Genomic DNA, 23,100 nt, shown 5'->3' with positions numbered 1-23,100 from the left:
TTTCGCTGCAACAGCAAAAGGTGATTCAACTTCCCGAGAACCGATCCCGGCTATTGGTCAAGTGCAGCACCATCGCAGCCCGGGCCGCATCGGGATCTTGCCGCTTGATCGCGTTGAAAATCGCTTCATGCTCCATATTCGCCAACTGGCCCAACTGCGAAAAGTCGGCGCCTCCACGTTCGTCGACCTTCACTTGGGTGCGAGGAATCATGGCATTGCCCAAGTGCTGCATGATTTCTGTGAAAAAAGTATTGCCGGTGGCCTCGGCAATGATCTGATGGAAGCGCTTGTCTTCCTCGACGCAACTGTCGTTGTTGGCCAACGAAGCCTGGTAATCACTCAAGGCCTGGCGCATGCGAGCAAGCTGATCGTCAGTTCTGCGAACAGCTGCCAATGCAACAGCCTGCACCTCCAGGCCCAATCTCAGTTCAAGCATGCTCCTGACACTGGCCACCGTATCCACATGCAGGCGTAGCCCTGGCTGAGATTGTTGCGCCAACACAAACGTCCCGATGCCGTGTCGTGTTTCTACCAGACCCGAAGCTTGCAGTTTGGAGATCGCCTCGCGGACAACGGTGCGGCTTACGCCGTGTTCCAGAACGATGGTCGATTCAGAGGGCAGCTTTTCGCCTGGCTTCAATTGCCCGAGCAAAATGCGCTGGGTCAGTGCTTCAACCACACCCTGGGCCAGGTTAGTGGATCGTCTACGGACCGGGATCCCGCTTTCAATTTGCATAGATTTGCGTCCAGAGTTTTTCTGTAAAGAGCTTAACACCGGCCAGGGAGTCTTCGGTGAAATGACGGCGTACTTCGGTGGGGCGGATCAAGAGTCGCCTTACTTGTATGACAACATAGCTCATTCATCTTTTAAATAAGCACCGCCGCCGCCAGCTGACTGACGTCACAAGCCGTGCCAGCCGCGCAACAATCACCTATTTATCTCAATGAATGCTGGATTGTATTGTCGAATCAGCGGCTCTCAGGCATTCGCCAGACAAACAAAACTCAGCCGCCAGCATTGCGAACCGAAAAATAACTTGTATGATGTCTATCAACGCAAGACATCCTAGACACATCAACAAAAACCAGCGATGCAGGCGAATCACATGAATCCTCAAAAGCTCAAATCCTCCTCAGAAGACCTTCTGCCTTTGCCGTTGACCGATTTCAACGCAGCCGGCGATTTCCGTGCTCAGACCTGTCTGCTGCCCAATGGGACGCAAGAACTGGATGCCCTGATCAAGACGCTCGGCGCCCTGTAATTCGACCCCTGCTACCGACGGCCAAGCCGCCGGCGTCACGCTCAAACCCGCATAAAAATAATCAGTGGGAGATTTGAATTGTGAACAATTCAAGCAACGCATCTGTCGTTCCAGAAGGTGATTCGGTTCTCGCGCGCGCCGTGAGCAAAGTGAAGAGACATGTGCTCCCGCTTTTCGTGATCATGTTCATCCTCAACTATATCGACCGGGTCAATATCGGTTTCGTGCGCACGCACATGGAACATGACCTCGGGATCGGCGCTGCCGCCTACGGCCTGGGTGCAGGCCTGTTCTTCATCGGCTACGCGCTGTTCGAAGTGCCTTCCAACATGCTGCTGCAAAAAGTCGGTGCGCGGATCTGGCTGACCCGCATCATGTTCACCTGGGGCATCGTCGCCACAATGATGGCGTTCATCCAGAATGAAACCCATTTCTACATCCTGCGTTTTCTGCTGGGCATTGCCGAAGCAGGTTTCTTCCCTGGCGTGATCTACTACTTCACCCGCTGGTTGCCGGGCGTCGAACGCGGTAAAGCCATTGCCATTTTCCTCAGCGGCTCAGCCGTAGCCTCGCTGATTTCCGGCCCGCTGTCGGGTGCCCTGCTGCAGATCGAAGGTTTCGGTTTTCACGGCTGGCAATGGATGTTCGCCATCGAAGGCCTGGCCTCGGTATTTCTGGGCTTTTTCGTCTGGTTCTGGCTTGATTCCAAACCTCACGACGCCAAGTGGATGACCCGTGAAGAGCAAGATGCGCTGGTCGGTGCCATCGATCAGGAACAACGCGAGCGTGAGGCATTGACCCGCGTCAAACCGACCATTGGCAAGCTCCTCAAAGACCGCCAGATCCTGCTGTTTTGCGCCTTGTACTTCTGCATTCAGCTGACGATTTACGCCGCGACCTTCTGGCTGCCCAGCATCATCAAGAAGATGGGTGACCTGAGTGACGTACAGGTAGGGTTTTTCAACTCGATTCCCTGGCTGATCTCGATCATCGCCATGTACACCTTTGCCTCGCTGTCGAGCAAGTTCAAGTTTCAGCAGGCCTGGGTCGCAACGGCCCTGTTGATTGCAGCAGCCGGGATGTTCCTGTCCACCACCGGTGGACCGATATTCGCGTTCGTCGCTATCTGTTTCGCGGCCATCGGCTTCAAGTCGGCGTCTTCGCTGTTCTGGCCAATTCCCCAAGGCTACCTGGATGCGCGTATCGCCGCCGCCGTCATCGCGCTGATCAACTCGATCGGCAACCTGGGTGGTTTCGTGGCACCGACGACCTTCGGTTTCCTTGAGCAGACAACCGGGTCGATTCAAGGCGGCCTCTATGGCCTGGCCGGCACCTCGGTGCTTGCCGCGATACTGGTGTTCTTCGCCAAGACCTCGCCCAAAGCATCGTCCCTGCTGACACCGCCGAACGCCGCGCCAACGGTTGCGGCAGTCAGCAAATCTCTCTGAGCCCATTGATCGCTGAATAACCTTATTTTTAGGAACTTGCCATGAACGCTGAACATACTGCCAACATCACCAAGTCGCCTGTCGTCACCAGTTTCCAGGTCGTACCCGTAGCGGGTCACGACAGCATGTTGCTGAACCTTAGCGGTGCCCACGGGCCGTTCTTCACCCGCAACATTGTCATTCTCAAGGATAGTTGCGGTAACACCGGGGTGGGCGAAGTACCAGGTGGCGAACGCATCCGCGAAACGCTCGAAGACGCACGCGCCCTTGTGATCGGCCAGCCCATCGGCCAGTACCAACGCATCCTCAATCAGATGCGCACTACCTTTGCGTCCCGTGACGCGGCAGGTCGCGGCCTGCAAACCTTCGACCTGCGCATCACCATTCATGCGGTGACCGCGATGGAAGCCGCGCTACTCGACCTGCTGGGTCAATTCCTCGAAGTTCCCGTAGCTGCATTGCTCGGCGAAGGGCAGCAGCGCGACGCGGTGAAAATGCTCGGTTACCTGTTCTACATTGGCGACCGCAATGTCACGGATCTGGCCTATCGCAACGAGCCCGACGCTGAAGACGAGTGGTTGCGGATACGCCATGAAAAAGCCATGACCGCGGACGCGGTCGTGCGCCTGGCTGAAGCCGCAAAGGCCAGGTACGGCTTCAACGACTTCAAGCTCAAGGGCGGGGTGCTGCGTGGCGATGAAGAGATCGAGGCTGTCACCGCCCTGGCCGAACGTTTTCCTGACGCCCGAATCACCCTGGACCCCAATGGTGCCTGGTCGCTCAAGGAAGCCATCCGTCTGTGCCGGGACCAGCACCCTGTCCTCGCCTACGCCGAAGACCCATGCGGTGCCGAAAACGGTTATTCAGGTCGCGAAGTCATGGCCGAATTCCGCCGTGCCACGGGCTTGAAGACCGCCACCAACATGATCGCGACCGACTGGCGCGAAATGGGCCACGCCATTCAATTGCAATCGGTCGACATACCGCTCGCCGACCCGCACTTCTGGACAATGCAGGGCTCGGTCCGGGTCGCCCAGATGTGTCACGAGTGGGGTCTGACCTGGGGCTCGCACTCCAACAATCACTTCGATATCTCCCTGGCCATGTTCACTCAAGTAGCCGCCGCCGCACCGGGAGAAATCACCGCGATAGACACACACTGGATCTGGCAGGACGGCCAGCGCCTGACCAGGGAGCCGCTGAAAATCGAAGGTGGCTACGTGAAGGTTCCGTCAAGGCATGGCCTCGGGGTAGACATCGACATGGACGCCGTGGCCAAGGCCCACGAAGTGTATAAAGGCATGGGACTCGGCGCGCGGGATGACAGCGTCGCGATGCAGTTCCTGATTCCTGGCTGGAGCTTTAACAACAAGCAGCCTTGCCTGGTACGCTGATTCACAGATCAATAATTGGGTGACCCAAGTACTTTAGAGCTTCAACCTGGCGCAACGGGGGGCACGCAAAGTGCCCCTCCCCTGGCATCGTGGAGATTCAAAGATATGAATCCGACAACACCGGACGGTCGCTACTTCGTGGTCAAAGGGCAGTTGTGGCGTTGCGCCAATCCATCGCTCAATGACGATGTGCGCCAGCGCCTGGTCAACGACCTGATGGCAGCTCGTCGTGAGGTAAAGGCAGCGAAAGCCTCTGGCGATGTCCAGCAGATGAAAGAAGCCAGAGCTGGCGTTCACACAGCGAAGGTGGCGCTTGGTGAGCGCGGGCCGGTGTGGTGGAACGACGGATCCCCTGACTTCAATCGGTACCAGGTCTCGAATACCCCCTATGCCGATTGGTACCTCAACTTGCGGCACTAACCGCATTCATCTATGGGCAGGCGCAAGCAATCATTGTTCCCTGCCGGCGAATAAGGCGCGGATCGGTTCCACCCTCGGTCAGCCGCACAGGTCGGCCCTCCGATCGCCACGCATGCAAACCCTCACCAGGACAGCAATACCATCGCCTTGGCCAGAAACAGGATGCCAAGCATATGCACCAGCACGCTGAGGTGGATCCGCCGTGATCGTTGCGCAGTCATTTGCCCCGTTCGCATCAGATAAACCACATAGCCGAATTGGCCCAGAATACTCAGGGCCAGGCCGATTTTCAGCGCTAGCAAGGTGCCGAAACTGCCGGTTAAAGGATCGCGCAGCAATGCTCGATACTGCCATGCCAACCCCAGTCCTGCCCCATACAGCGCCAGCACGACCAAATGCATGACACGTCGTGCCCGTGCGCCCAGAGCCTTCGATAACTGCTCGCGAGGCGCCAAATCCAGCTGGCGGGCTGCGGGACTGAGGATCATCACCTCGAAGAACACCCCGCCAATGAAGAAAGCCGCCGCCGTCAAATGAATGAACTTCAACAATAGGTAACTCATACTTTCTCCATCAGCCGGGTTGACCATCAGCGCGAGCACGACAGAGCATGGGTGCATAGCAGCACAGATACTGGACAAATGCGCCGACCCAACAGATAGCCGCCAACCAGATCGCGGGCTGATACCAGACACCGACAGCCAGCACACGGAACAGGCCACCCAGGTTGAGCAGCATGAATGCCAGGGTAAAACCCCGTGGCAGCTGCAACGGTCGTCCGGTATGACCTAGGGAAACCCGCGCCAGCATGGCCAGGATCGAGCCGCCCAAAGCCCCGACCGTAAGGGCGTGCAGCGCCTGACTGATACCGCCGTGAAGTCCGAAATGCCAGAGCGCCATGCTGATGCAGGCAATCACCAGCCAGGCATACGCCAGGTGCAGTGACCACAACAGGGGAACCCGCAGCACGCCGCCATCAAACCAGCGTACCAGGCGAATGCCGTGGCCGACGGCCAAGGCGGAAAAAACCAGACCCAGCCACGCATGCGCCTGCAGAGCAACTCCCAACGCAAACAGAGTCGCCACCAAGGCAGTGACAACCAACAGAGCATTGTCCAGCCACCCCCAGGGCTTGACGGCGCAAGCTCGTCCGAGACCACGCTGGGTGAAAAATGGAATCACCCGTCCGCCAATCAATCCCAGCATCGCCGCGGCGAGCCAGACGGCAGCCCAGGTGCCCTGCCGCTGCCAGGCGTCGTTTGCCTGCAGCACCCCAAGCAACGTCAGCGCATCGGCGCCCAGCAACAATGCCAGCACCGCCACGATTGGGTAGTTGCGCGTTTGCCGCACAGCCCAAAGCAAATGCGCCATGATCAATGCCACGCTGGCAAAGAACAGCAGGTTGGCCAGCAACAGCAACTGCGGCGAGCCCGACCACCATGCCAGCCGCGCCACCAACCAGATCGCCACCAGTACGCCGAGCGGCTTGCCGCCAAGGCTGGAGCGCCCCGTCCATGCCTGTACCGCAGTCAGCAAAAAACCGGCAATGATCGCGCCGGCAAAACCGAAGATCAGCTCATGCCGATGCCACGCCAGCCAACCACCCAAGGGCGGGCCCCAGAAGTTGTAGCCTTGCATGGCGAAAACCCATAACGCTATCACCAGGGCAGCCAGCGTGCTGCCCAGCAGGAAGAAAGGACGAAAGCCCAGGCGTAGCAATGGCCACGTACCCACCGCCTTGCGATTGTCGAGAATCTGCATGGTCTCTCCAACAGGCTGGCCTTCGCGGGTGCGAAAGTCGCTTCAGTCTTACAGTATTGTTGATAGCCGATATGACACACATCAAAACTCGGCCTTATGCGTCCGCAATCCAGCAATGAACCATTTTGCTGTCGACCATCGGCAAGTTTTCAACTCTTTTGAATTTTCGTAATACCGGGCCTCTCTGACTTACATACCGAGAAAAGTCAGCAGGCCTGCCATGACGTCCTTACAGATTCATTCCGAGCATTCATCCAAGACGCCAATAGCCTTGGGCGCCAATTTTTCGCTGTATACCCGGCTGATCCGGACACCGGGTGAAGTAGAGGAGGAGACTGTGCGTCGCTACCTGCAGGATCAATTGCAGGCTGCGAGGTGTCTCACTGCCAACCTGCCAATTGGTCTGGCAGATCTGCCCGGCTGGGTAGCACACAACAGCCAGGCCGTCGCCGAGCGTTACCGCACCTACCTGGAAGGTCGACGCGCTGGGGAAGGCAGGAAATTTTTCACCAACAAAGCTCATGCGTTGTATTTCTTGCAACATGTGGCACCGAGCAAACTGGTGGACGGGGCGTGGCTATATGGCACTACCCAGCACGTCGATGACTGGAGATACCGCGGTCTGATCCGCACCTATCTCGAGGAACTGGGCGACGGCGAACCCGCTCTCAATCACGTCCTGCTTTTTCGTAACCTGCTCACTGAGCACGACTGTGCACCGCACGCCCCGCTCGATGACGCGCTCTATCTACAGGGGGCGATACAACTGGCACTGGGAAGACTGTCAGATGATTTCCTGCCAGAAATGCTTGGCTACAACCTTGGCTACGAACAACTGCCCTTGCATCTTCTGGTCACGGCTTTCGAACTCAACGAACTGGGTATCGACCCTTACTACTTTACGCTGCATGTCACCATCGACAATGCCAGCTCCGGGCATGCACTCAAGGCCGTGGAAGCGGTTTTGAATTTCTTGCCCAACGACGAAACGAAGGCTGCATTTCTGGAGCGCCTGCGCGCCGGCTATCTGCTCAATGATCTCGGAAAAAACTCCACGGACGTCATTCGCTCGTTTGAGCTTGAGCAGGAACTGGTCGCCATGCTTGAGACCAAGAGCGCCTTTGGCCAGCACATGCATTCAGATTACTGTCGCCTCGAAGGCCGCACCATCAACCAGTGGCTGGCCACCCCTGGCCAAAGCCGGCAGTTGCTTGCAGCTTTGGAAAACAGGGGCTGGATCAAGCGCCATCAAGACCCTCGGGACAGCCGTTTCTGGCAGCTTGTCGAGGGTCCGGGAGCCGCCATGTTCGGAGTGTTCAATGGCTACGAGAAACAGCTGTTGAAAGACTGGATTGCAGGTGACTGGCAAGGCGAAGCAGCCAATCCGTTTCGCAACCGGTTCCCTCGGCGCGATAGCAGAGTTTCGCCAAACCCGTTGTCACCCGCTTTGCTGTCGGCGTCTGTTGAAGAGCTTATTGCGCTGATGGGGCCCGACTCGCACCCGACACCCGAAGGTCTGGCCGCTACCAGAATCTACTCTCAACGTCTTTCTCAAGGGTCACTGACATCATGAATCGATCCGACCTTTGCGACTCGAGCGCGAATACGGCTGTATCGGAACACCACAGTCAAGATCTGGCCTTGTTGCATCTGGGGCAACGTCTACAGCAACAGCAATATCGGTTCGTGACGGTGACACCATTGACTCATCTGCGGGTCAATGGACGAGAGGAAAACCGCACGGCGCACAATCTGAGAGATATCTTCGGCTGGAGTCGCCCGTTCGAGGCCGGTTTGCTTGGGGCGCAAGAGCATCAGGCGCTATTTCAAAGTGGCTTCCTGCACCCCCAGGCTGACATGTGGGTGAGTGGCGTACGCTGGTCGAGCCTCGACGATTTGCTCCTGGTTCATTCCAGTTTTCCTACCCAGGCTCACGACTCGGTTTTTTTCGGCCCCGACACCTATCGTTTCGCTCAGGCAGTGGAGGGCTTCCTGCAATCTTCCGTGCATCCGATCCAGACGGCAGTGGACATTGGTTGCGGTAGCGGGGTCGGTGCCATTCTGATTGCCAAAGCGCGACCCGGCGCGCAGGTCATCGCCCTGGACATCAATCCCCTTGCCCTCAGATTCACCGCCGTCAATGCATCGCTTGCAGGAGTCGACAATGTTTGCGCGTGCCACAGCGACATCCTTGCAGGAACAACAGGCTGTTTTGACCTGATCGTCGCCAACCCACCATACATGCAAGACACTCAACGTCGCGCCTACCGACATGGCGGGGAGCATTTGGGTTCGGAGTTATCGGTGCGTATTTTGACCCAGGCGATCGATCGCCTGACGCCGGGAGGCAGCGTGATTCTGTATACCGGCGCGCCTTGTGTAGAGGGCGTGGATTTGTTTCTTGAGCAGGCGCTGCCGCTGGTTGACCGCCCGGGACTGGCCTGGAGCTATCGGGAGATGGATCCCGACGTCTTTGGGGAGGAACTGGAGACGGTGATCTACAGAGAAGTCGAGAGAATTGCGGCGGTCGTGCTTATCGTAACCAAAAGACAGTAGGTCTTGCGGGTATGGCATCTCCCCTTCTTGGTCCTCCCACTGACTTATATGAGTGTTGAAGGGGAGCGCACAGCCCCCCTTGAAAGAGTCGCCTTCGGATTATTTTATGTTATATGATAACATTATATTGACTGCCGGCCGTTAACTGGCAGCGCTATCCACCCCCTTGCCTGCGGCTTTCAATGACAACCCTTTATCAAACCCCACCCGCCACCCGCGCCAGTCAACGCCTGATGTCCATCGATGCCCTCAGGGGTTTGGTGATCCTGTTCATGCTGCTGGATCACGTACGCGAGACGTTCTTTCTGCACCGCCAGGTGGCTGACCCGATGGCCATCGACACCACCGAGCCGACGTTGTTTTTCAGCCGCACCCTCGCCCATTTATGTGCGCCGGTGTTCGTGCTGCTCACCGGACTGTCCGCTTACCTGTATGGCGAAAAGCACCAGGGCCGGAACGCGGTGTCGATGTTCCTGTTCAAGCGTGGCCTGTTCCTGGTTCTGCTGGAGTTCACGCTGGTGAATTTCGCCTGGACCTTCCAGTTCCCGCCCCATGTAATTTACCTGCAGGTGATCTGGGCGATTGGCATGAGCATGCTTGCCCTTGCTGCGCTGGTCTGGCTGCCGCGGCCGATTCTGTGGGTTGCGGGTGCGGTCATCGTCGCCGGGCACAACCTGCTCGATCCGCTGCACTTCCCGGTCGGATCAGCCATGCACCTGCCGTGGGCCATTTTGCATGATCGCGGCTGGATCGAGTTCTCTGACGGCCTGCGCCTGCGCAGCTCCTACCCTGTGCTGCCGTGGATCGGTGTCATCGCCCTGGGTTATTGCATCGGCCCCTGGTTCGCGCATTCAGCCTCTGCCCGCCTGCGTCAACGCCATCTGTTGCTGGGGGGTGCCGGCGCGCTTTTGGGCTTTGTCGCACTGCGCCTGGTCAACGGGTATGGCGAGGCGCAATGGAGGGTGCATGAAACCACCACACAGACCCTCATGAGCTTCTTCAACATCACTAAGTACCCACCTTCCCTGCTGTTCCTTGCGCTGACACTCGGGGTGGGCCTGTTGCTGCTTCTTGGCTTCGAGCGGGCTCGGCAACGCCAGTGGATCAGCGCTTTGGCGGTGTTTGGTGCGGCGCCGATGTTCTTCTACCTGCTGCACCTTTATGTGCTGAAGGTGCTCTATCTGACCAGCGTCGCGTTGTTCGGTCTGAACCAGAGCGACTACTTCGGTTTCGATAGCATTTTTTCGGTGTGGCTGACGGCGGTGCTGCTGACCGCCGCGCTGTATCTGCCTGTGCGCTGGTTTGCCGCCGTGAAGGCCCGCCGTCGTGATATCGGCTGGCTCAAATACTTCTGATCCAGAGAGGGTTCGCCTCGGGCGGCATGATCGACTAACATGCCGCCGCCGGTTTCCAAATGGGATTAATAGGGAATCCGTGATGCGTGCAACGCATCAAACGGAACTGCCCCCGCAACTGTAGGTGCTGAGCGTGCTCCTGAACTGCCACTGGGATTGAACCCCGGGAAGGCTGGAGCATGCGATGACGCATCAGTCAGGAGACCTGCCGGCCAAGCAACAATCACTGACCGGCGGGGTGTCCGGGAAGGACATCCTTGCGCGCGCGTCACTCAGGTGATCGCCCTGCCCTGCTTTTTGGCAGCGTTCGATGATGTGTTTCCAGACCGTGCACCCTTGCTCCGTGTACGGTTCAAATGGAGATGCATCATGCTGTTGCCCCGCTTTGTCACCCTATTCGCTGGCCTGGGTCTTTGCTCGCTGGTCTGTGCCGCGCCTACTGAATATCCGCTGACGGTCGAGAACTGCGGTGCCACGGTGACCTTCCCACACGCACCGGCTCGAACCGTCACGATCGGCCAGGCCGGCACCGAAATGCTCTTTGCCCTCGGGCTGGGTGACAAACTGGCCGGCACTTCTCTGTGGTTCAACGATGTGCTGGATAAGTACAAGGGGCAAAACGACAAAATCGAACGCCTGGCGGATAACGAGCCGAGTTTCGAGTCGGTGATCGGCAAACGACCGGAACTGGTCGCTGTCGAGCTGGAGTGGATGGTCGGCCCGCAAGGCGCAGTCGCTACCCGCGAGCAGTTTCACGAACTGGGAATCGCCACTTACCTCATGCCCTCGGATTGCGAATCCAAGGACAACCTGGTCGGTGCCGACGGCACTCGCCTGGCGCCGTTTCGTGTGCAAAGCATCTACAAAAGCATCACTGAGCTGGCGAGGATTTTCGATGTTCAGGCCCGTGGCCAACAGTTGAACGCGCAACTCAAGGCCAGTCTGGCCAGGTCCGTTGCCGCAGTGCAAGACAAGAACCACACCAGTGCACTGGTGTGGTTTTCCAGTGCCAGTCTGGATATCGACCCCTATGTCGCCGGTCACAAAGGCATTCCAGACTTCATGCTCAAAACGCTGGGTGTGCGCAATGTGGTGCAGTCCGACGAAGAGTGGCCAACGGTCGGTTGGGAAACCATCGCAAAAGCCAACCCGACTTTCCTGGTCATCGCCCGCATGGATCGCCGTCGTTTCCCCGCTGACGACTACCAAAAGAAGCTCGCATTCCTGCACAGCGATCCGGTGACCCGCAACATGGACGCGGTAAAAAACAACCGCATCATCATCCTCGACGCCATGGCCATGCAGGCCAGCCTGAGAATGTTCGATGGGCTGCAATCCCTGGCAATGGCCATCAACAGCTACGACCTGCCAAAATGACTGCAGCGCTGATTCGTACCCTGCTGGCGTTGGTGGCCCTGCTTTTAAGCGTGGTTGCCGGTGTCGCTATCGGTGAAACAAGCATCGAACCCGGCGTGGTACTCCAGGTGCTGGCCAACAAACTGTGGAATGCCGGCTATGTTCTCGACCCCATCGACGAAGGCATCGTCTGGAACTACCGCCTGACCCGCGCGTTGGTCGCAGGAGCTTGTGGTGCGGGCCTGGCGACGTGCGGGGTGATCCTGCAGTCGCTGTTGCGCAACCCGTTGGCCGATCCCTATCTGCTCGGCATTTCCGCGGGCGCTTCGACGGGGGCCGTTCTGGTGGCGTTACTCGGTATCGGTGCCGGAGCCATTTCGATGTCGGTCGGGGCGTTTGCCGGAGCCGTTGCTGCCTTTGCTGTCGTGGTTTTACTGGGGCGCGCCAGCGGTGTCCCTGGCAGTACCGGTCAGATCATCCTGGCGGGGATAGCCGGTTCGCAGCTGTTCAATGCGCTGACTGCATTTTTGATCACCAAGTCGGCCAGCTCCGAACAGGCACGCGGCATCATGTTCTGGTTGCTGGGCAACCTCAGTGGTGTGCGCTGGCCTTCGGTGTGGCTGGCCGTTCCCGCTGCCATGGCCGGTCTGGCCGTTTGCCTGTGGCACCGTCGCGCGCTGGATGCCTTCACCTTTGGCACCGACTCCGCCGCCTCGCTCGGCATTGCCGTACGTCGCGTGCAATTTCTGCTGATCAGTTGCGCCGCACTGGTGACGGCGGTGATGGTGTCGATTGTCGGCTCCATAGGTTTCGTCGGTCTGGTCATTCCCCACGCCGCAAGGCTGTTGTTGGGTACCGGGCATACACGCCTGCTACCGGCCAGCGCGCTGGGTGGTGCCGTGTTTCTGATTGCCGCCGATGTGCTCTCCCGCACCCTCATAAAAGGCCAGGTTATCCCGGTCGGCGTGATTACTGCATTGGTCGGAGCGCCGGTGTTCGCCCTGATCCTGATCGGCCGAAGGAATGCCCGATGAATGCTGCCATGCCCGTTATCGACCAGCCTGTATTGAGCTGTTCCGGCCTCGGATTGCAAATTCGCGACGTTGAATTACTGGACGAGATCCACCTGGACATCCGCCACGGCGAGACCCTGGGCCTTATCGGGCCCAACGGTTCGGGAAAATCCACACTGCTCAAGCTGCTGGCCGGCGTGCGCATGCCAAGCCGGGGAAGCATCCATCTCGACGGCCAATGCCTCAAGGCACAGTCAAGACGAACCATAGCGCGAACCCTGGCGCTGGTTGAGCAACAGGCCGATACCCTGGATGCCATCAGTGTATTTGATGCCGTGGCCCTGGGCCGAACACCCTGGCTGTCTGCCTTGAGCTCGTGGTCGGCCGAGGACACCGAGATCGTTCATCAAGCGCTGCGCAACGTGGATGCGGCGCATCTGACCACGCGCACCTGGCGCAGCCTGTCTGGCGGAGAGCGTCAACGTGTGCATATCGCTCGTTCCCTGGCTCAGTGCCCGCGCATCCTGCTGCTGGACGAGCCAACCAATCACCTGGATATCCAGCACCAGATAGGGATTTTGAATCTGGTTCACGCATTGCCCGTGACAACGGTGATCGCCCTGCATGACCTCAACCAGGCCCTCACCTGCGATCGTCTGGCCGTGCTGGAACGTGGACGCCTCGTTGCCCTGGGCAAACCGCTAGAAGTGCTGACCCCGCACCGCCTTTTGCAGACGTTCGGAGTCCACGCGCACTATCTCGTTGACCCGTTTGACGGAGCGAAAATCCTGCGATTTCGCTCTTGGTGACTGGGTGCCGCGCCTCAGGGTGATGACCCGCGAGTGCCCTTCAGCGCAAATAGCTGGCGGCCAGCCATCAGCTACAATCACAACCGCACGCCCACACCGCCATCACTCTCGAGATGGCCAGCCTGAAAACGGAGTGACGGATGCTGTATTTTCAGCAAATGCTGGGCACCGCGGTATTCGCCATTACCGGGGTACTGGCTATTCACAAGGTGGGGGTCGATGTATTCGGCGCCGTGGTACTGGGCATCATTACTGCCATTGGTGGCGGCACCATTCGCGATCTACTGCTCGATCAACCGATTTTCTGGATAGCAGACTTCAACTACATCTGGGTCGGCGGCGGTGCCGCACTGCTGGCTTTTTTCCTCACCAAGAGATTCCAGCAACGTTATCGCCTGTTGTTGTACCTCGATGGATTCGCGGCCGCTCTGTTTGGATTAGTGGCTACCGAGAAAGTGCTGGGACTACAACTTGCTGCGCCTTTTGCTGTGATGATGGGTGTACTGACCAGTATCGGAGGAGGCATCGCTCGCGATGTGCTGGCCGGCAGAACCTCGTTGTTGATGTCACGTGAGATCTACGCCACGCCGATCCTGCTGGGGTGCATTTTGTATGTCTTGTTACGCGATGTATTCGGGTCAATCCAGATCGCCGGTTGGCTGGCCCTGATATTCACCTCTTCCTTGAGGTTTCTTGCCATTTACAAAGAACTGCAAATGCCGGCTATTTTATCCACCAGCCAAGGCTAGGCCCGCCAAACATCGTCAGCCAGCCATTCCATCACGATAATTTCACATTCACCGGCGTAGGCTTAACCCAACTCCTTTGTGATTCCTGGCCCGCACCCCCCATCGCGGGCCTTTTTTTTGCCTGCAATAAGCCCCAGGCCTGCAAGTCGCCTTCATCCTGCCTATGTTCGCCAGCGAACAGACGAACACCCCTGCCAATCGTCAAACTCAAGGTACAAAAGGTACGTCCAGCACGTGCTGCCCGGTGCGCACGCAATGGAGTGGCGCACCTGCCGCAACACGCGCAATTGTATTCAGGCATTCCAGGATCAGGACCTTATGAACAGCATATGGACACGCATGCAAAAGGTGTTTCCCCGTTCGTCCGGATTTTGGCGAACCGGTCAGTTGTCCCGCCCCCGATTCGAATACGAGCCGATATTACGCTCGGAGCTGTTTAACGCCGATCAGATGGCCAGCCACGGTATCGCCCTGGCCGGACAGCATCGCCTGAGCGCGTTGTCCGCAAAGGACGCCATGCTGCGTCGACTCGATGACAACGAGCAACTGCTCAAACGCAGTTGCACGGCGCTGACCCACGCGCAAATGTCCAGCCGACGGGTAACGCCGGCAGCAGAGTGGCTGCTGGACAACAACTTTCTGATCGAAGACCACATCCGCACCGCCCGCACGCACCTGCCCAAAGGCTACAGCCGTGAGTTGCCACGCCTGATCAACGGCCCGTCCGCCGGGCTGCCGCGGGTCTATGACATCGCGCTGGAGACCATTTCCCATGGCGACGGCCGAGTCGATGAGCAAACCCTCAGTCGCTTCATCGATGCCTACCAGACGGTGATGCCTCTGGCACTGGGAGAGCTGTGGGCGATCCCGATCATGTTGCGCCTTGCGTTGATCGAAAACCTGCGTCGCGTGGCGTCGCGGGTCATGGCCAACGCCGACGATCGAAACCTCGCCGATGACTGGGCCGAGCGCCTGATCGAAACCTCGGAACGGGATATCAAGAGCGTGGTGCTGACCGTTGCCGATATGGCCCGCTCCGCACCGCCGATGACCCCGGCTTTTGTCGCCGAACTGACCCGCAGCCTGCAGGGTCAGAGCGCAGCCCTGGCCCTGCCGCTGAGCTGGATCGAGCAGATGCTCAGCGAGACCGGTTCGAGCATCGAACGCCAGGTGCAGCTCGATGCGCAGCAACAGGCCGCGGATCAGGTGTCCATCGGCAACAGCATCGGCAGCTTGCGCCTGCTGTCCGCCACCGACTGGCGCGAGTTCGTCGAATCGATGAGTCATGTCGAACAGATTCTCGCGCAAGACCCGGCGGCGATTTACCCGACCATGGATTTCGCTACCCGTGACAGCTACCGGCATGTCATTGAACGCCTGGCCCGAAGCAGCCCCCAATTATCGGAAATCCAGGTCGCCCGCGCCGCGATCGATCTCGCCACAGCCGGGACCGCCACGGTCCCCTGCCCGTTGCTGGCCCGCCACGTCGGCTATTACCTGATCAGCGCCGGGCTGCCAACCCTGGAGCGCCGCATCGACGCCCGGGTGCCGCTGCATAAGCGCTGGAACCGGTTGTTGCAGCAATCCCCGCTGATTTTTTATCTGGCCCCGGTCGCTATGCTGACGCTGCTGTTTGCCTGGCCGCTACTGGCCTCGGCGCGACGCGACGGATTGCCTGACGTAGCGCTCCTGCTGCTGGCCATTCCATGCCTGATCATGACCAGCCGACTGGCCGTCAGCCTGATCAACTGGCTGGTGACCTTCAGTCTTTTGCCGGCGGTTCTGCCGAAAATGGATTACGCCAACGGCATTCCCGACGAGGCGCGAAGCCTGGTAGTAATCCCGACGCTGATCGCCAGCCTGGCCGATGTCGATGAGTTGGTCGAAGGCCTGGAGGTACGTTTTCTCGCCAACCGCGACGACAACCTGTATTTCGCCTTGCTCAGCGATTTTCTCGATGCCAATGAAGAATCCCTGCCGCAGGACGCCGATTTGCTCAACCACGCCTCCCGTGCAATCACCCTGCTCAACCAGAAGTACGCGGACGGACTCAACGACCGATTCTTTCTGCTGCATCGGCCACGGCGCTGGAACGCCAGTGAACGCGTGTGGATGGGCCACGAGCGTAAACGCGGCAAGCTGATCGAGCTCAACGCCCTGTTGCGCGGCAACGGACAGGAACGTTTCGACACGATCGTCGGCGATATCACGCCATTGCGCCAGGTTCGCTACGTCATCACCCTGGACACCGACACCCTGCTGCCGCGCGACGTCGCCCGCCAATGCGTGGCGGCGATGATGCACCCGTTGAATCGTCCGTTGTTCGACAGTGCCGGCGAGCAGATCATTTGCGGCTACGCCGTGTTGCAACCGCGGGTCGGTATCAGCCTGACCAGCGCCACGCGCTCAAGCTATGCCCGGCTGTTCGGCAGCGATGCCGGGGTCGATCCCTATACCCGGGCGGTGTCGGACGTTTACCAGGATCTGTTCCAGCAGGGCTCGTTCATCGGCAAGGGCATCTACGACGTGGATGCTTTCACCTGTGCCCTGGAAGGTTGCCTGCCGGATAACCAGATTCTCAGCCACGACCTGATCGAAGGTTGTTATGCCCGTTCCGGCCTGCTCAGCGATGTGCAGGTCTACGAGCAATACCCCTCGCACTTTGCCGCCGATGTAAAACGCCGGCATCGCTGGATACGCGGCGACTGGCAACTGCTGCCGTGGACCTTGCCCTGGGCGCGCAACGCCGATGGAAAACGGGTGCGCAACCGGCTGAGCGTCATGGCGCGCTGGAAGATTCTCGACAATCTGCGCCGCAGCCTGGAACCGCTGGCGCTGTTACTGATGTTTGCATGGGCCTGGCTGGCCAGCAGCGAACCGCTGAGCTGGACCGTCGCGGTCATCGGTTTGCTGGTGATTCAACCCTTGCTGCGAGCGGCGAGCGATCTGCTCCGAGCCCCAGCCGACGTCCCCTACAGACAATATCTGGGGGCGCTGCTGGGCGATCTGGGACAGGACCTGGCCAGGGCGTGTCTGGCGCTCGCCTGGCTGCCTTTCGAAATGCTCTACAGCGTCGATGCGGTGCTGCGCTCGCTCTGGCGGATCGGCTTCAGCCGGCGTCGCCTGCTGCAATGGCAACCCTCGCGCGAGGTGGAACGCACCACCGATAACCGGTTGTCCGGCCTCTACCGGCAGATGTGGATCGGGCCCGTGTCAGCCCTTGCCTCTTTGGCCCTGCTGGTGGACAACCCGCAGACGCTGGCCATCGCCAGCCCGCTGCTGTTGTCGTGGCTGGTTGGCCCCTGGGTCGCCTGGCGGCTCAGCTCACCCCCCGGTCAGTCGGTGTTCGCGCCGTCGGCGCAGGAGTTACGCTTTCTGCGGATACTGGCGCGCAAGACCTGGGCATTTTTTGATCAATACGTCGGGCCTGACGACAATTGGCTGCCCCCAGACAACGTGCAGGAACAACCCAGGCCGGCCATTGCCCATCGCACCTCCCCGACCAACATGGGCATGTCCCTGCTCGCCCACCTGGCGGCCCATGACTTCGGCTATTTGAGCACTGAGCGCCTGCTGAACCGGCTTGGGGCGTCACTGGACAGCATGGACGGCCTGGAGCGTCATCGGCAGCACTTCTACAACTGGTACGACACCCAGACCCTGGAGCCGCTTCGACCGCATTACGTCTCAACTGTCGACAGTGGTAACCTGGCGGGCCTGCTGCTGACCTTGAGCACCGGCCTGACGCAACTTGCAGACTCGCCGCTGTTCGGCCCTGCACTGATCAAGGGCCTGCGCGACAGCCTCGACATCCTTGTCGAGTGCCAGGGTGGCGCAAGTGCGGATCAACCCGCCTTGAATCAACTGGGCAAGCGCCTTGATCTTGTCTCGCCAGAGGCGACGCCAGGCATGCTGGTCGATCTGCTGCACACGGCACGCCTCGCGGTCGCAAACATGCAAGCGGACAGCAACGAGGAAAGCCTTTACTGGCGCGAGGCGTTTAGGCTTCAGTGCAATGACTGGACAGAAGAACTGCTGCGTTACCAGCTCCCTGCCCCGCTAACCGCTACCGCGTCGACGACCTTGCGTCAGCTGGCAGCGTTGAACCCCGCCGACTGGGCGGCCGAACATCACCCGCAAATAGAGCGGGTGCGCAGTGTCGCCGGATCGCGTCTGGCGACACTGGAGCGTCTGGCTGTATTGGCGACCGGGTTGGCACAGATGGACTACTCGCTGCTTTACGATCAACAGCGCGACCTGTTCGTCATCGGTTACAACGCCGAAGAGCTCCGGCTGGACAGCGGTTACTACGACCTGCTGGCGTCCGAGGTGCGACTGCCCATTTTCGTCGCCATCGCTCAAGGACAGATCCCCCAGCGCGCCTGGTTCACCCTGGGCAGGCTGCTGGGTGAAAACGCCGGGGTACCGACCTTGTTGTCCTGGTCGGGCTCGATGTTCGAATACCTGATGCCCATGCTGGTGATGCCTAACTACGAGGGCAGCCTGCTCGACCAGACCTGCCGGGCCGCCGTGGCGGTGCAGATCGAACATGGCAACACGCTGGGCATCCCCTGGGGCGTTTCGGAGTCCGGTTACTACACCGTCGACGCGCACTTCAATTATCAGTATCGCGCCTTCGGCGTTCAGGCCCTGGGGCTAAAGCGCGGGCTCAGCGATGACGTGGTGATTGCGCCCTATGCCAGCGTTCTGGCGTTGATGGTCGACGCCGAGGCGGCCTGCAAGAACCTGCAGCGCCTTGCCGGGCAAGGTTCTGCAGGCCGATTCGGTCTGTATGAAGCGGTGGACTACACCGAGGCCCGCGTGCCCCGCGGTCAGACCCTCGCCGTGGTCCGCTCGTTCATGGCTCACCACCAGGGCATGAGCCTGCTGGCGTTGACCAGCCGACTGCTCGATCAACCCATGCAACGGCGATTCGAGGCCAACCCGGCGTTGCAATCAGCCCTGTTGCTGTTGCAGGAACGGGTGCCCAAGTCTGCTGCGCCGTACCTGCAGACCGCGCAATCACCGGCGCCCGTCAATGCCGGCGAGGGCCAGAGCGAGGAAAACGGCCTGAGGGTGTTCGTCGATCCGGGACGCAAACGTCCGGCCGTGCAATTGCTCTCCAATGGTCGCTACCACGTCATGCTGACCAGTGGCGGCGGAGGCTACAGCCGCCGCCACGACATGGCCGTCACCCGTTGGCAGGAGGACATCTCACAGGACAACTGGGGGACGTTCTGTTACCTGCGCGACGTCCAGACCAATACGCTTTGGTCCGCAGCTTATCAACCAACCTTGCAGCAAACCGAAAGCCACGAGGCGATCTTCAGTGATTCGCGCGCCGAATTTCGCGCGCGCAATCTGGATTTCGACACCCACCTGGAAATTGTTGTCTCGCCTGAAGACGACATGGAACTGCGGCGCCTGCATGTGACCAATCGCGCGTCAGTGGCCAAGACGCTGGAGGTCACTACCTATGCCGAAGTCGTGCTGACGCCCCCGGGCAACGACGCGATGCACCCGGCATTCAGCAAGCTGTTCGTGCAAACCGAACTGCTGCCTGAGCTTCAAGCCATTATCTGCAGTCGCCGCCCCCGGGCCAGCGATGAAGCGACGCCGTGGATGTGCCATTTGCTGGCCGCACACGGGGTGGATATCGATGCGATCTCCTACGAAACCGATCGTGCCCGATTCATCGGCCGTGGACGCAGCCTGGTATCGCCCGCAGCCCTCGATGGCGATTGCCAGATGTTGTCAGGCAGTGCTGGCCCGGTGCTGGATCCGATAGTCGCGATTCGCTGCAGGATTACCCTGCAACCTGGCCAACAGGCCACCATTGACCTGGTCACCGGTGTCGCCGACAGCCGTGATGGTTGCCTTTATTTGATCAACAAATACCGCGACCGCCACCTCGCCGACCGGGTGTTCGACCTGTCCTGGACCCATAGCCAGGTGCTGCTGCGTCAGCTCAACGCTTCGTTATCCGACGCCCGCCTATTCGAACAGATGGCTTCGTCCCTGCTATATGCCAACGCCTCGATGCGCACCGACAACACGGTGCTGATGAGCAATCGGCGCAATCAGACAGGGCTCTGGGGCCAGGCCATCTCCGGCGACTTGCCCATCGTGTTGCTGCGGATCCACAGCCTGGACAACATCGCCCTGGCGCAGCAGATGATTCAGGCCCACGCCTACTGGCGACAAAAAGGCCTGGTGGTCGATCTGCTGATCTGGAACGAAGATCAGGCCGGCTATCGCCAGCAACTGCAGGACGCGATCATGGGCCTGATCACCTCCGGCAGTGAAGCCACCCTGCTGGACCGTCCGGGTGGCATTTTTGTGCGGCCGGTGCAGCAAATGTCGAATGAGGATCGCGTGCTGGTGCTCTCGGTGGCAAGGCTAGTGCTCAGCGAAGGTTCGGGCAGCCTCGCCGAACAGGTTCACAGGCGCAATGTGTCGCCGGTGCACGCGCCGTTTGTGGCGACCCGGCCGTATAAAGCCGGGCCGCTTTCACCACAGCCCAAGCCTTCGGCGCTGCTGCTGGAAAATACCTATGGCGGCTTCAGCGCTGATGGCAATGAATACATCATCAGCGGGCTGGCCGACCACCCGCCACCGGCGCCCTGGGTCAACGTGATCGCCAATGCCCATCTCGGTACCGTGGTATCGGAGGCCGGCAGTGCCTACACCTGGGCGGAAAACGCCCATGAGTTTCGCCTGAGCCCCTGGCATAACGACCCGGTCACCGATCGCAGCGGCGAAGCCATTTACCTGCGGGATGAAGAGACCGGGCATTTCTGGTCGGCGGCACCCCAGCCCTGCCCCGGAAAAGGCCCATACCAGACTCGTCACGGTTTCGGCTACAGCGTGTTCGAACATGAAGAAGACGGCATTTACAGCGAGCTGTGGATCTACGTGGCGCTGGATGCGCCGATCAAATTCTCGCGGTTGTTGTTGAGCAACCGCTCGGGGCGCAGCCGCAAACTGTCGGTGACCGGGTATGTGGAATGGGTGCTGGGCGATCTGCGCGGCAAGTCGGCCATGCATGTGGTCACTCAATCGGATCCGGTCAGCGGCGCCCTCTTCGCCCGCAACGCCTACTCGGTGGAGTTTTGCGAGCGGGTCGCGTTCTTCGACACCGACACGGTGAATCACGGCGTCAGCGCCGACCGTACCGAATTCATTGGCCGCGGCGGCACCCTGGCCGCGCCGGCGGCGATGCGGCACGCCGGGTTGTCCGGGCGTATGGGCGGTGGGCTGGACCCTTGTGCCGCCCTGCAGGTGGCGGTCGACCTCGTCGATGGCGCCAGCCAGGAAGTTATCCTGCGCCTGGGCGCGGCCGACTCCGGCAACGCCGCCACCCAACGGGTGCAGCGCTATCGGGGCAGCCTGGCGGCCGCCACGGAGTTGCAGAAAGTTCGCGACCACTGGCGCTCGCTGCTTGGCGTCATTCGTATCGAATCGGCAGCGCCCGCGGTCGACGTCATGGTCAACGGCTGGTTGATGTATCAGGTCATCGCCTGCCGCTTCCAGGCCCGCAGCGGCTACTACCAATCGGGCGGTGCCATTGGTTTTCGCGACCAGTTACAAGACAGCATGGCAATGATCCACGCCGATCCGGCTGCCGTGCGCGCGCATCTGTTGCTGTGCGCCGGTCATCAGTATGCCGAAGGTGACGTGCAGCACTGGTGGCACCCGCCAATGAATCGAGGGGTACGCACTGGCTGTTCCGATGACTTCCTGTGGCTGGTGGCCGCCACCAATCGCTACGTGGAAGTGACCGCAGACGTGGCCGTGCTGGACGAGTCCGTCGGCTACCTGGAAGGACGCCTGCTGGCTGCTGCTGAAGAATCCTACTATGACCTTCCGGGCACCTCGCCGCTGCACGAGTCCTTGTATCGACACTGCGTGCGGGCCATCGAACACGGCTTGCGTCGCGGCAAGCACGGCTTGCCGCTGATGGGCTCCGGTGACTGGAACGACGGCATGAATCGAGTCGGCCATCTGGGTGCCGGGGAAAGTGTCTGGCTGGGCTTTTTCAGCTATCAGGTGCTGGAGCAGTTTGCCGTGACTGCCCGTTTGCACGGGGATGACGACTTTGCCAAACGCTGCAGCGAGAGCGCGCGCACCCTGCAAAGCAACCTCGAGCAAAGCGCCTGGGACGGCGCCTGGTATCGCCGGGCCTGGTTCGATGACGGGCAATTGCTCGGCTCGGCCAGCAATGAAGAGTGTCGCATCGACTCGATTGCGCAAAGCTGGTCGGTGCTGTCAGGGGCCGGTGCTGCGCACCGCCAGATCCAGGCCATGCAGTCACTGGATGAGCATCTGATCAAGCGCGACATCCGCGCCGTGCTGCTGCTCGATCCGCCGTTCGACAAGGGCACTCTGGACCCTGGTTATATCAAGGGCTACGTGCCCGGCGTGCGCGAGAATGGCGGGCAGTACACCCACGCTGCCGTGTGGGCGGGCATGGCGTATGCGCAACTGGGTGAAGCGGGCAAGGCCTGGGAGCTGCTGAACCTGATCAACCCCGCAGTTCCTGCCAACAATGTTCGAATCGACACCTACAAGGTCGAACCCTACGTGATGGCCGCCGATGTCTACGGCACCGCGCCCCATGCCGGGCGCGGTGGCTGGACCTGGTACACCGGCTCCGCCGGCTGGATGTACCGGTTGATTGTCGAGTCATTGCTGGGCGTACAGCGCAGCGGCCGAACACTGAAAATCGAACCGCTGATACCGGCGGACTGGCCGGGTTTCATGCTGCACTACCGCTATGGCAAGGCCCTCTACCACTTTGATGTGCGTCAGGGCAGTGCAACCGCCACCACCATGACCATCGACGGCCAGCCAGTCGGCGGCAACGCGCTGACCCTGGATGACGACGGCCTGGAGCATTGGCTGCGGGTAGACTGCCGCGCTCGCTCCCCACAGCCCCTGCCGCTGGCCTACGAGCAAGCCGTCGATCAGTAGACAT

The 23,100-nt window shown here is 60.0% G+C and carries 15 protein-coding genes and 1 riboswitch; of the genes, 12 read left to right on the top strand and 3 right to left on the bottom strand.

Annotated features, from left to right (window positions below; genetic code table 11):
* Positions 1-25: 25 nt before the first annotated feature.
* Positions 26-736, bottom strand: coding sequence for a FadR/GntR family transcriptional regulator (locus ASE98_RS14835; RefSeq protein ID WP_060542087.1), 711 nt, complete (start codon positions 734-736; stop codon positions 26-28).
* A gap of 370 nt (positions 737-1,106) precedes the next feature.
* On the opposite strand from ASE98_RS14835, the gene ASE98_RS26945 reads away from it, so the two are divergent.
* The 4 genes from ASE98_RS26945 to ASE98_RS14820 all read left to right on the top strand — a co-directional run bounded on the left by ASE98_RS26945 (position 1,107) and on the right by ASE98_RS14820 (position 4,524).
* Positions 1,107-1,262: a hypothetical protein gene (locus ASE98_RS26945; RefSeq protein ID WP_177336974.1), complete on the top strand. Its 156-nt coding sequence runs from the start codon at positions 1,107-1,109 to the stop codon at positions 1,260-1,262.
* A gap of 80 nt (positions 1,263-1,342) precedes the next feature.
* Positions 1,343-2,710 carry an MFS transporter gene (locus ASE98_RS14830; RefSeq protein WP_060542086.1) on the top strand — a complete coding sequence of 456 codons (1,368 nt, stop codon included), beginning with the start codon at positions 1,343-1,345 and terminating at the stop codon, positions 2,708-2,710.
* 41 nt (positions 2,711-2,751) lie between these two features.
* Positions 2,752-4,104 carry a glucarate dehydratase gene (gene gudD / locus ASE98_RS14825; RefSeq protein WP_060542085.1) on the top strand — a complete coding sequence of 451 codons (1,353 nt, stop codon included), beginning with the start codon at positions 2,752-2,754 and terminating at the stop codon, positions 4,102-4,104.
* Between the two features lie 105 nt (positions 4,105-4,209).
* Entirely contained in the window at positions 4,210-4,524 is a 315-nt protein-coding gene (locus ASE98_RS14820) for a hypothetical protein (RefSeq protein WP_060542084.1), read from the top strand.
* A 122-nt stretch (positions 4,525-4,646) separates the two neighbouring features.
* Here the strand turns inward: ASE98_RS14820 and ASE98_RS14815 are convergent, their stop codons facing one another.
* Complete coding sequence (locus tag ASE98_RS14815; protein ID WP_060542083.1) at positions 4,647-5,087, bottom strand: CopD family copper resistance protein; 441 nt, start codon at positions 5,085-5,087, stop codon at positions 4,647-4,649.
* Positions 5,088-5,097: 10 nt separating this feature from the next.
* Entirely contained in the window at positions 5,098-6,285 is a 1,188-nt protein-coding gene (locus ASE98_RS14810) for an NnrS family protein (RefSeq protein ID WP_060542082.1), read from the bottom strand.
* Between the two features lie 220 nt (positions 6,286-6,505).
* Between ASE98_RS14810 and ASE98_RS14805 the strand changes: the two genes are divergently transcribed.
* From ASE98_RS14805 to ASE98_RS14770, 8 genes are all read left to right on the top strand, one after another.
* Positions 6,506-7,858 (top strand): iron-containing redox enzyme family protein, encoded by a 1,353-nt coding sequence (locus ASE98_RS14805; RefSeq protein ID WP_060542081.1) that lies wholly within the window; start codon positions 6,506-6,508, stop codon positions 7,856-7,858.
* Positions 7,855-8,841 (top strand): methyltransferase, encoded by a 987-nt coding sequence (locus ASE98_RS14800; RefSeq protein WP_060542080.1) that lies wholly within the window; start codon positions 7,855-7,857, stop codon positions 8,839-8,841. Before ASE98_RS14805 ends, ASE98_RS14800 begins: the two co-directional genes overlap by 4 nt.
* Before the next feature lie 182 nt (positions 8,842-9,023).
* Positions 9,024-10,196 carry a DUF1624 domain-containing protein gene (locus tag ASE98_RS14795; protein WP_060542079.1) on the top strand — a complete coding sequence of 391 codons (1,173 nt, stop codon included), beginning with the start codon at positions 9,024-9,026 and terminating at the stop codon, positions 10,194-10,196.
* A 32-nt stretch (positions 10,197-10,228) separates the two neighbouring features.
* Positions 10,229-10,423, top strand: a riboswitch (cobalamin riboswitch).
* A gap of 142 nt (positions 10,424-10,565) precedes the next feature.
* Complete coding sequence (locus ASE98_RS14790) at positions 10,566-11,573, top strand: ABC transporter substrate-binding protein (RefSeq protein ID WP_060542078.1); 1,008 nt, start codon at positions 10,566-10,568, stop codon at positions 11,571-11,573.
* An 8-nt stretch (positions 11,574-11,581) separates the two neighbouring features.
* Positions 11,582-12,586, top strand: coding sequence for a FecCD family ABC transporter permease (locus ASE98_RS14785; protein WP_177336978.1), 1,005 nt, complete (start codon positions 11,582-11,584; stop codon positions 12,584-12,586).
* Complete coding sequence (locus ASE98_RS14780) at positions 12,583-13,374, top strand: ABC transporter ATP-binding protein (RefSeq protein WP_060542076.1); 792 nt, start codon at positions 12,583-12,585, stop codon at positions 13,372-13,374. Before ASE98_RS14785 ends, ASE98_RS14780 begins: the two co-directional genes overlap by 4 nt.
* A 140-nt stretch (positions 13,375-13,514) precedes the next feature.
* A complete protein-coding gene (locus ASE98_RS14775) occupies positions 13,515-14,123 on the top strand; it encodes a trimeric intracellular cation channel family protein (protein ID WP_060542075.1) in 609 nt (202 codons plus the stop codon).
* 318 nt (positions 14,124-14,441) lie between these two features.
* A complete protein-coding gene (locus ASE98_RS14770; RefSeq protein ID WP_060542074.1) occupies positions 14,442-23,096 on the top strand; it encodes a glycoside hydrolase family 94 protein in 8,655 nt (2,884 codons plus the stop codon).
* Positions 23,097-23,100 lie beyond the last annotated feature (4 nt).

The organism is Pseudomonas sp. Leaf48 (assembly GCF_001421885.1).
Taxonomy (GTDB): domain Bacteria; phylum Pseudomonadota; class Gammaproteobacteria; order Pseudomonadales; family Pseudomonadaceae; genus Aquipseudomonas.
This window is presented reverse-complemented; position numbering and strand designations above follow the sequence as displayed.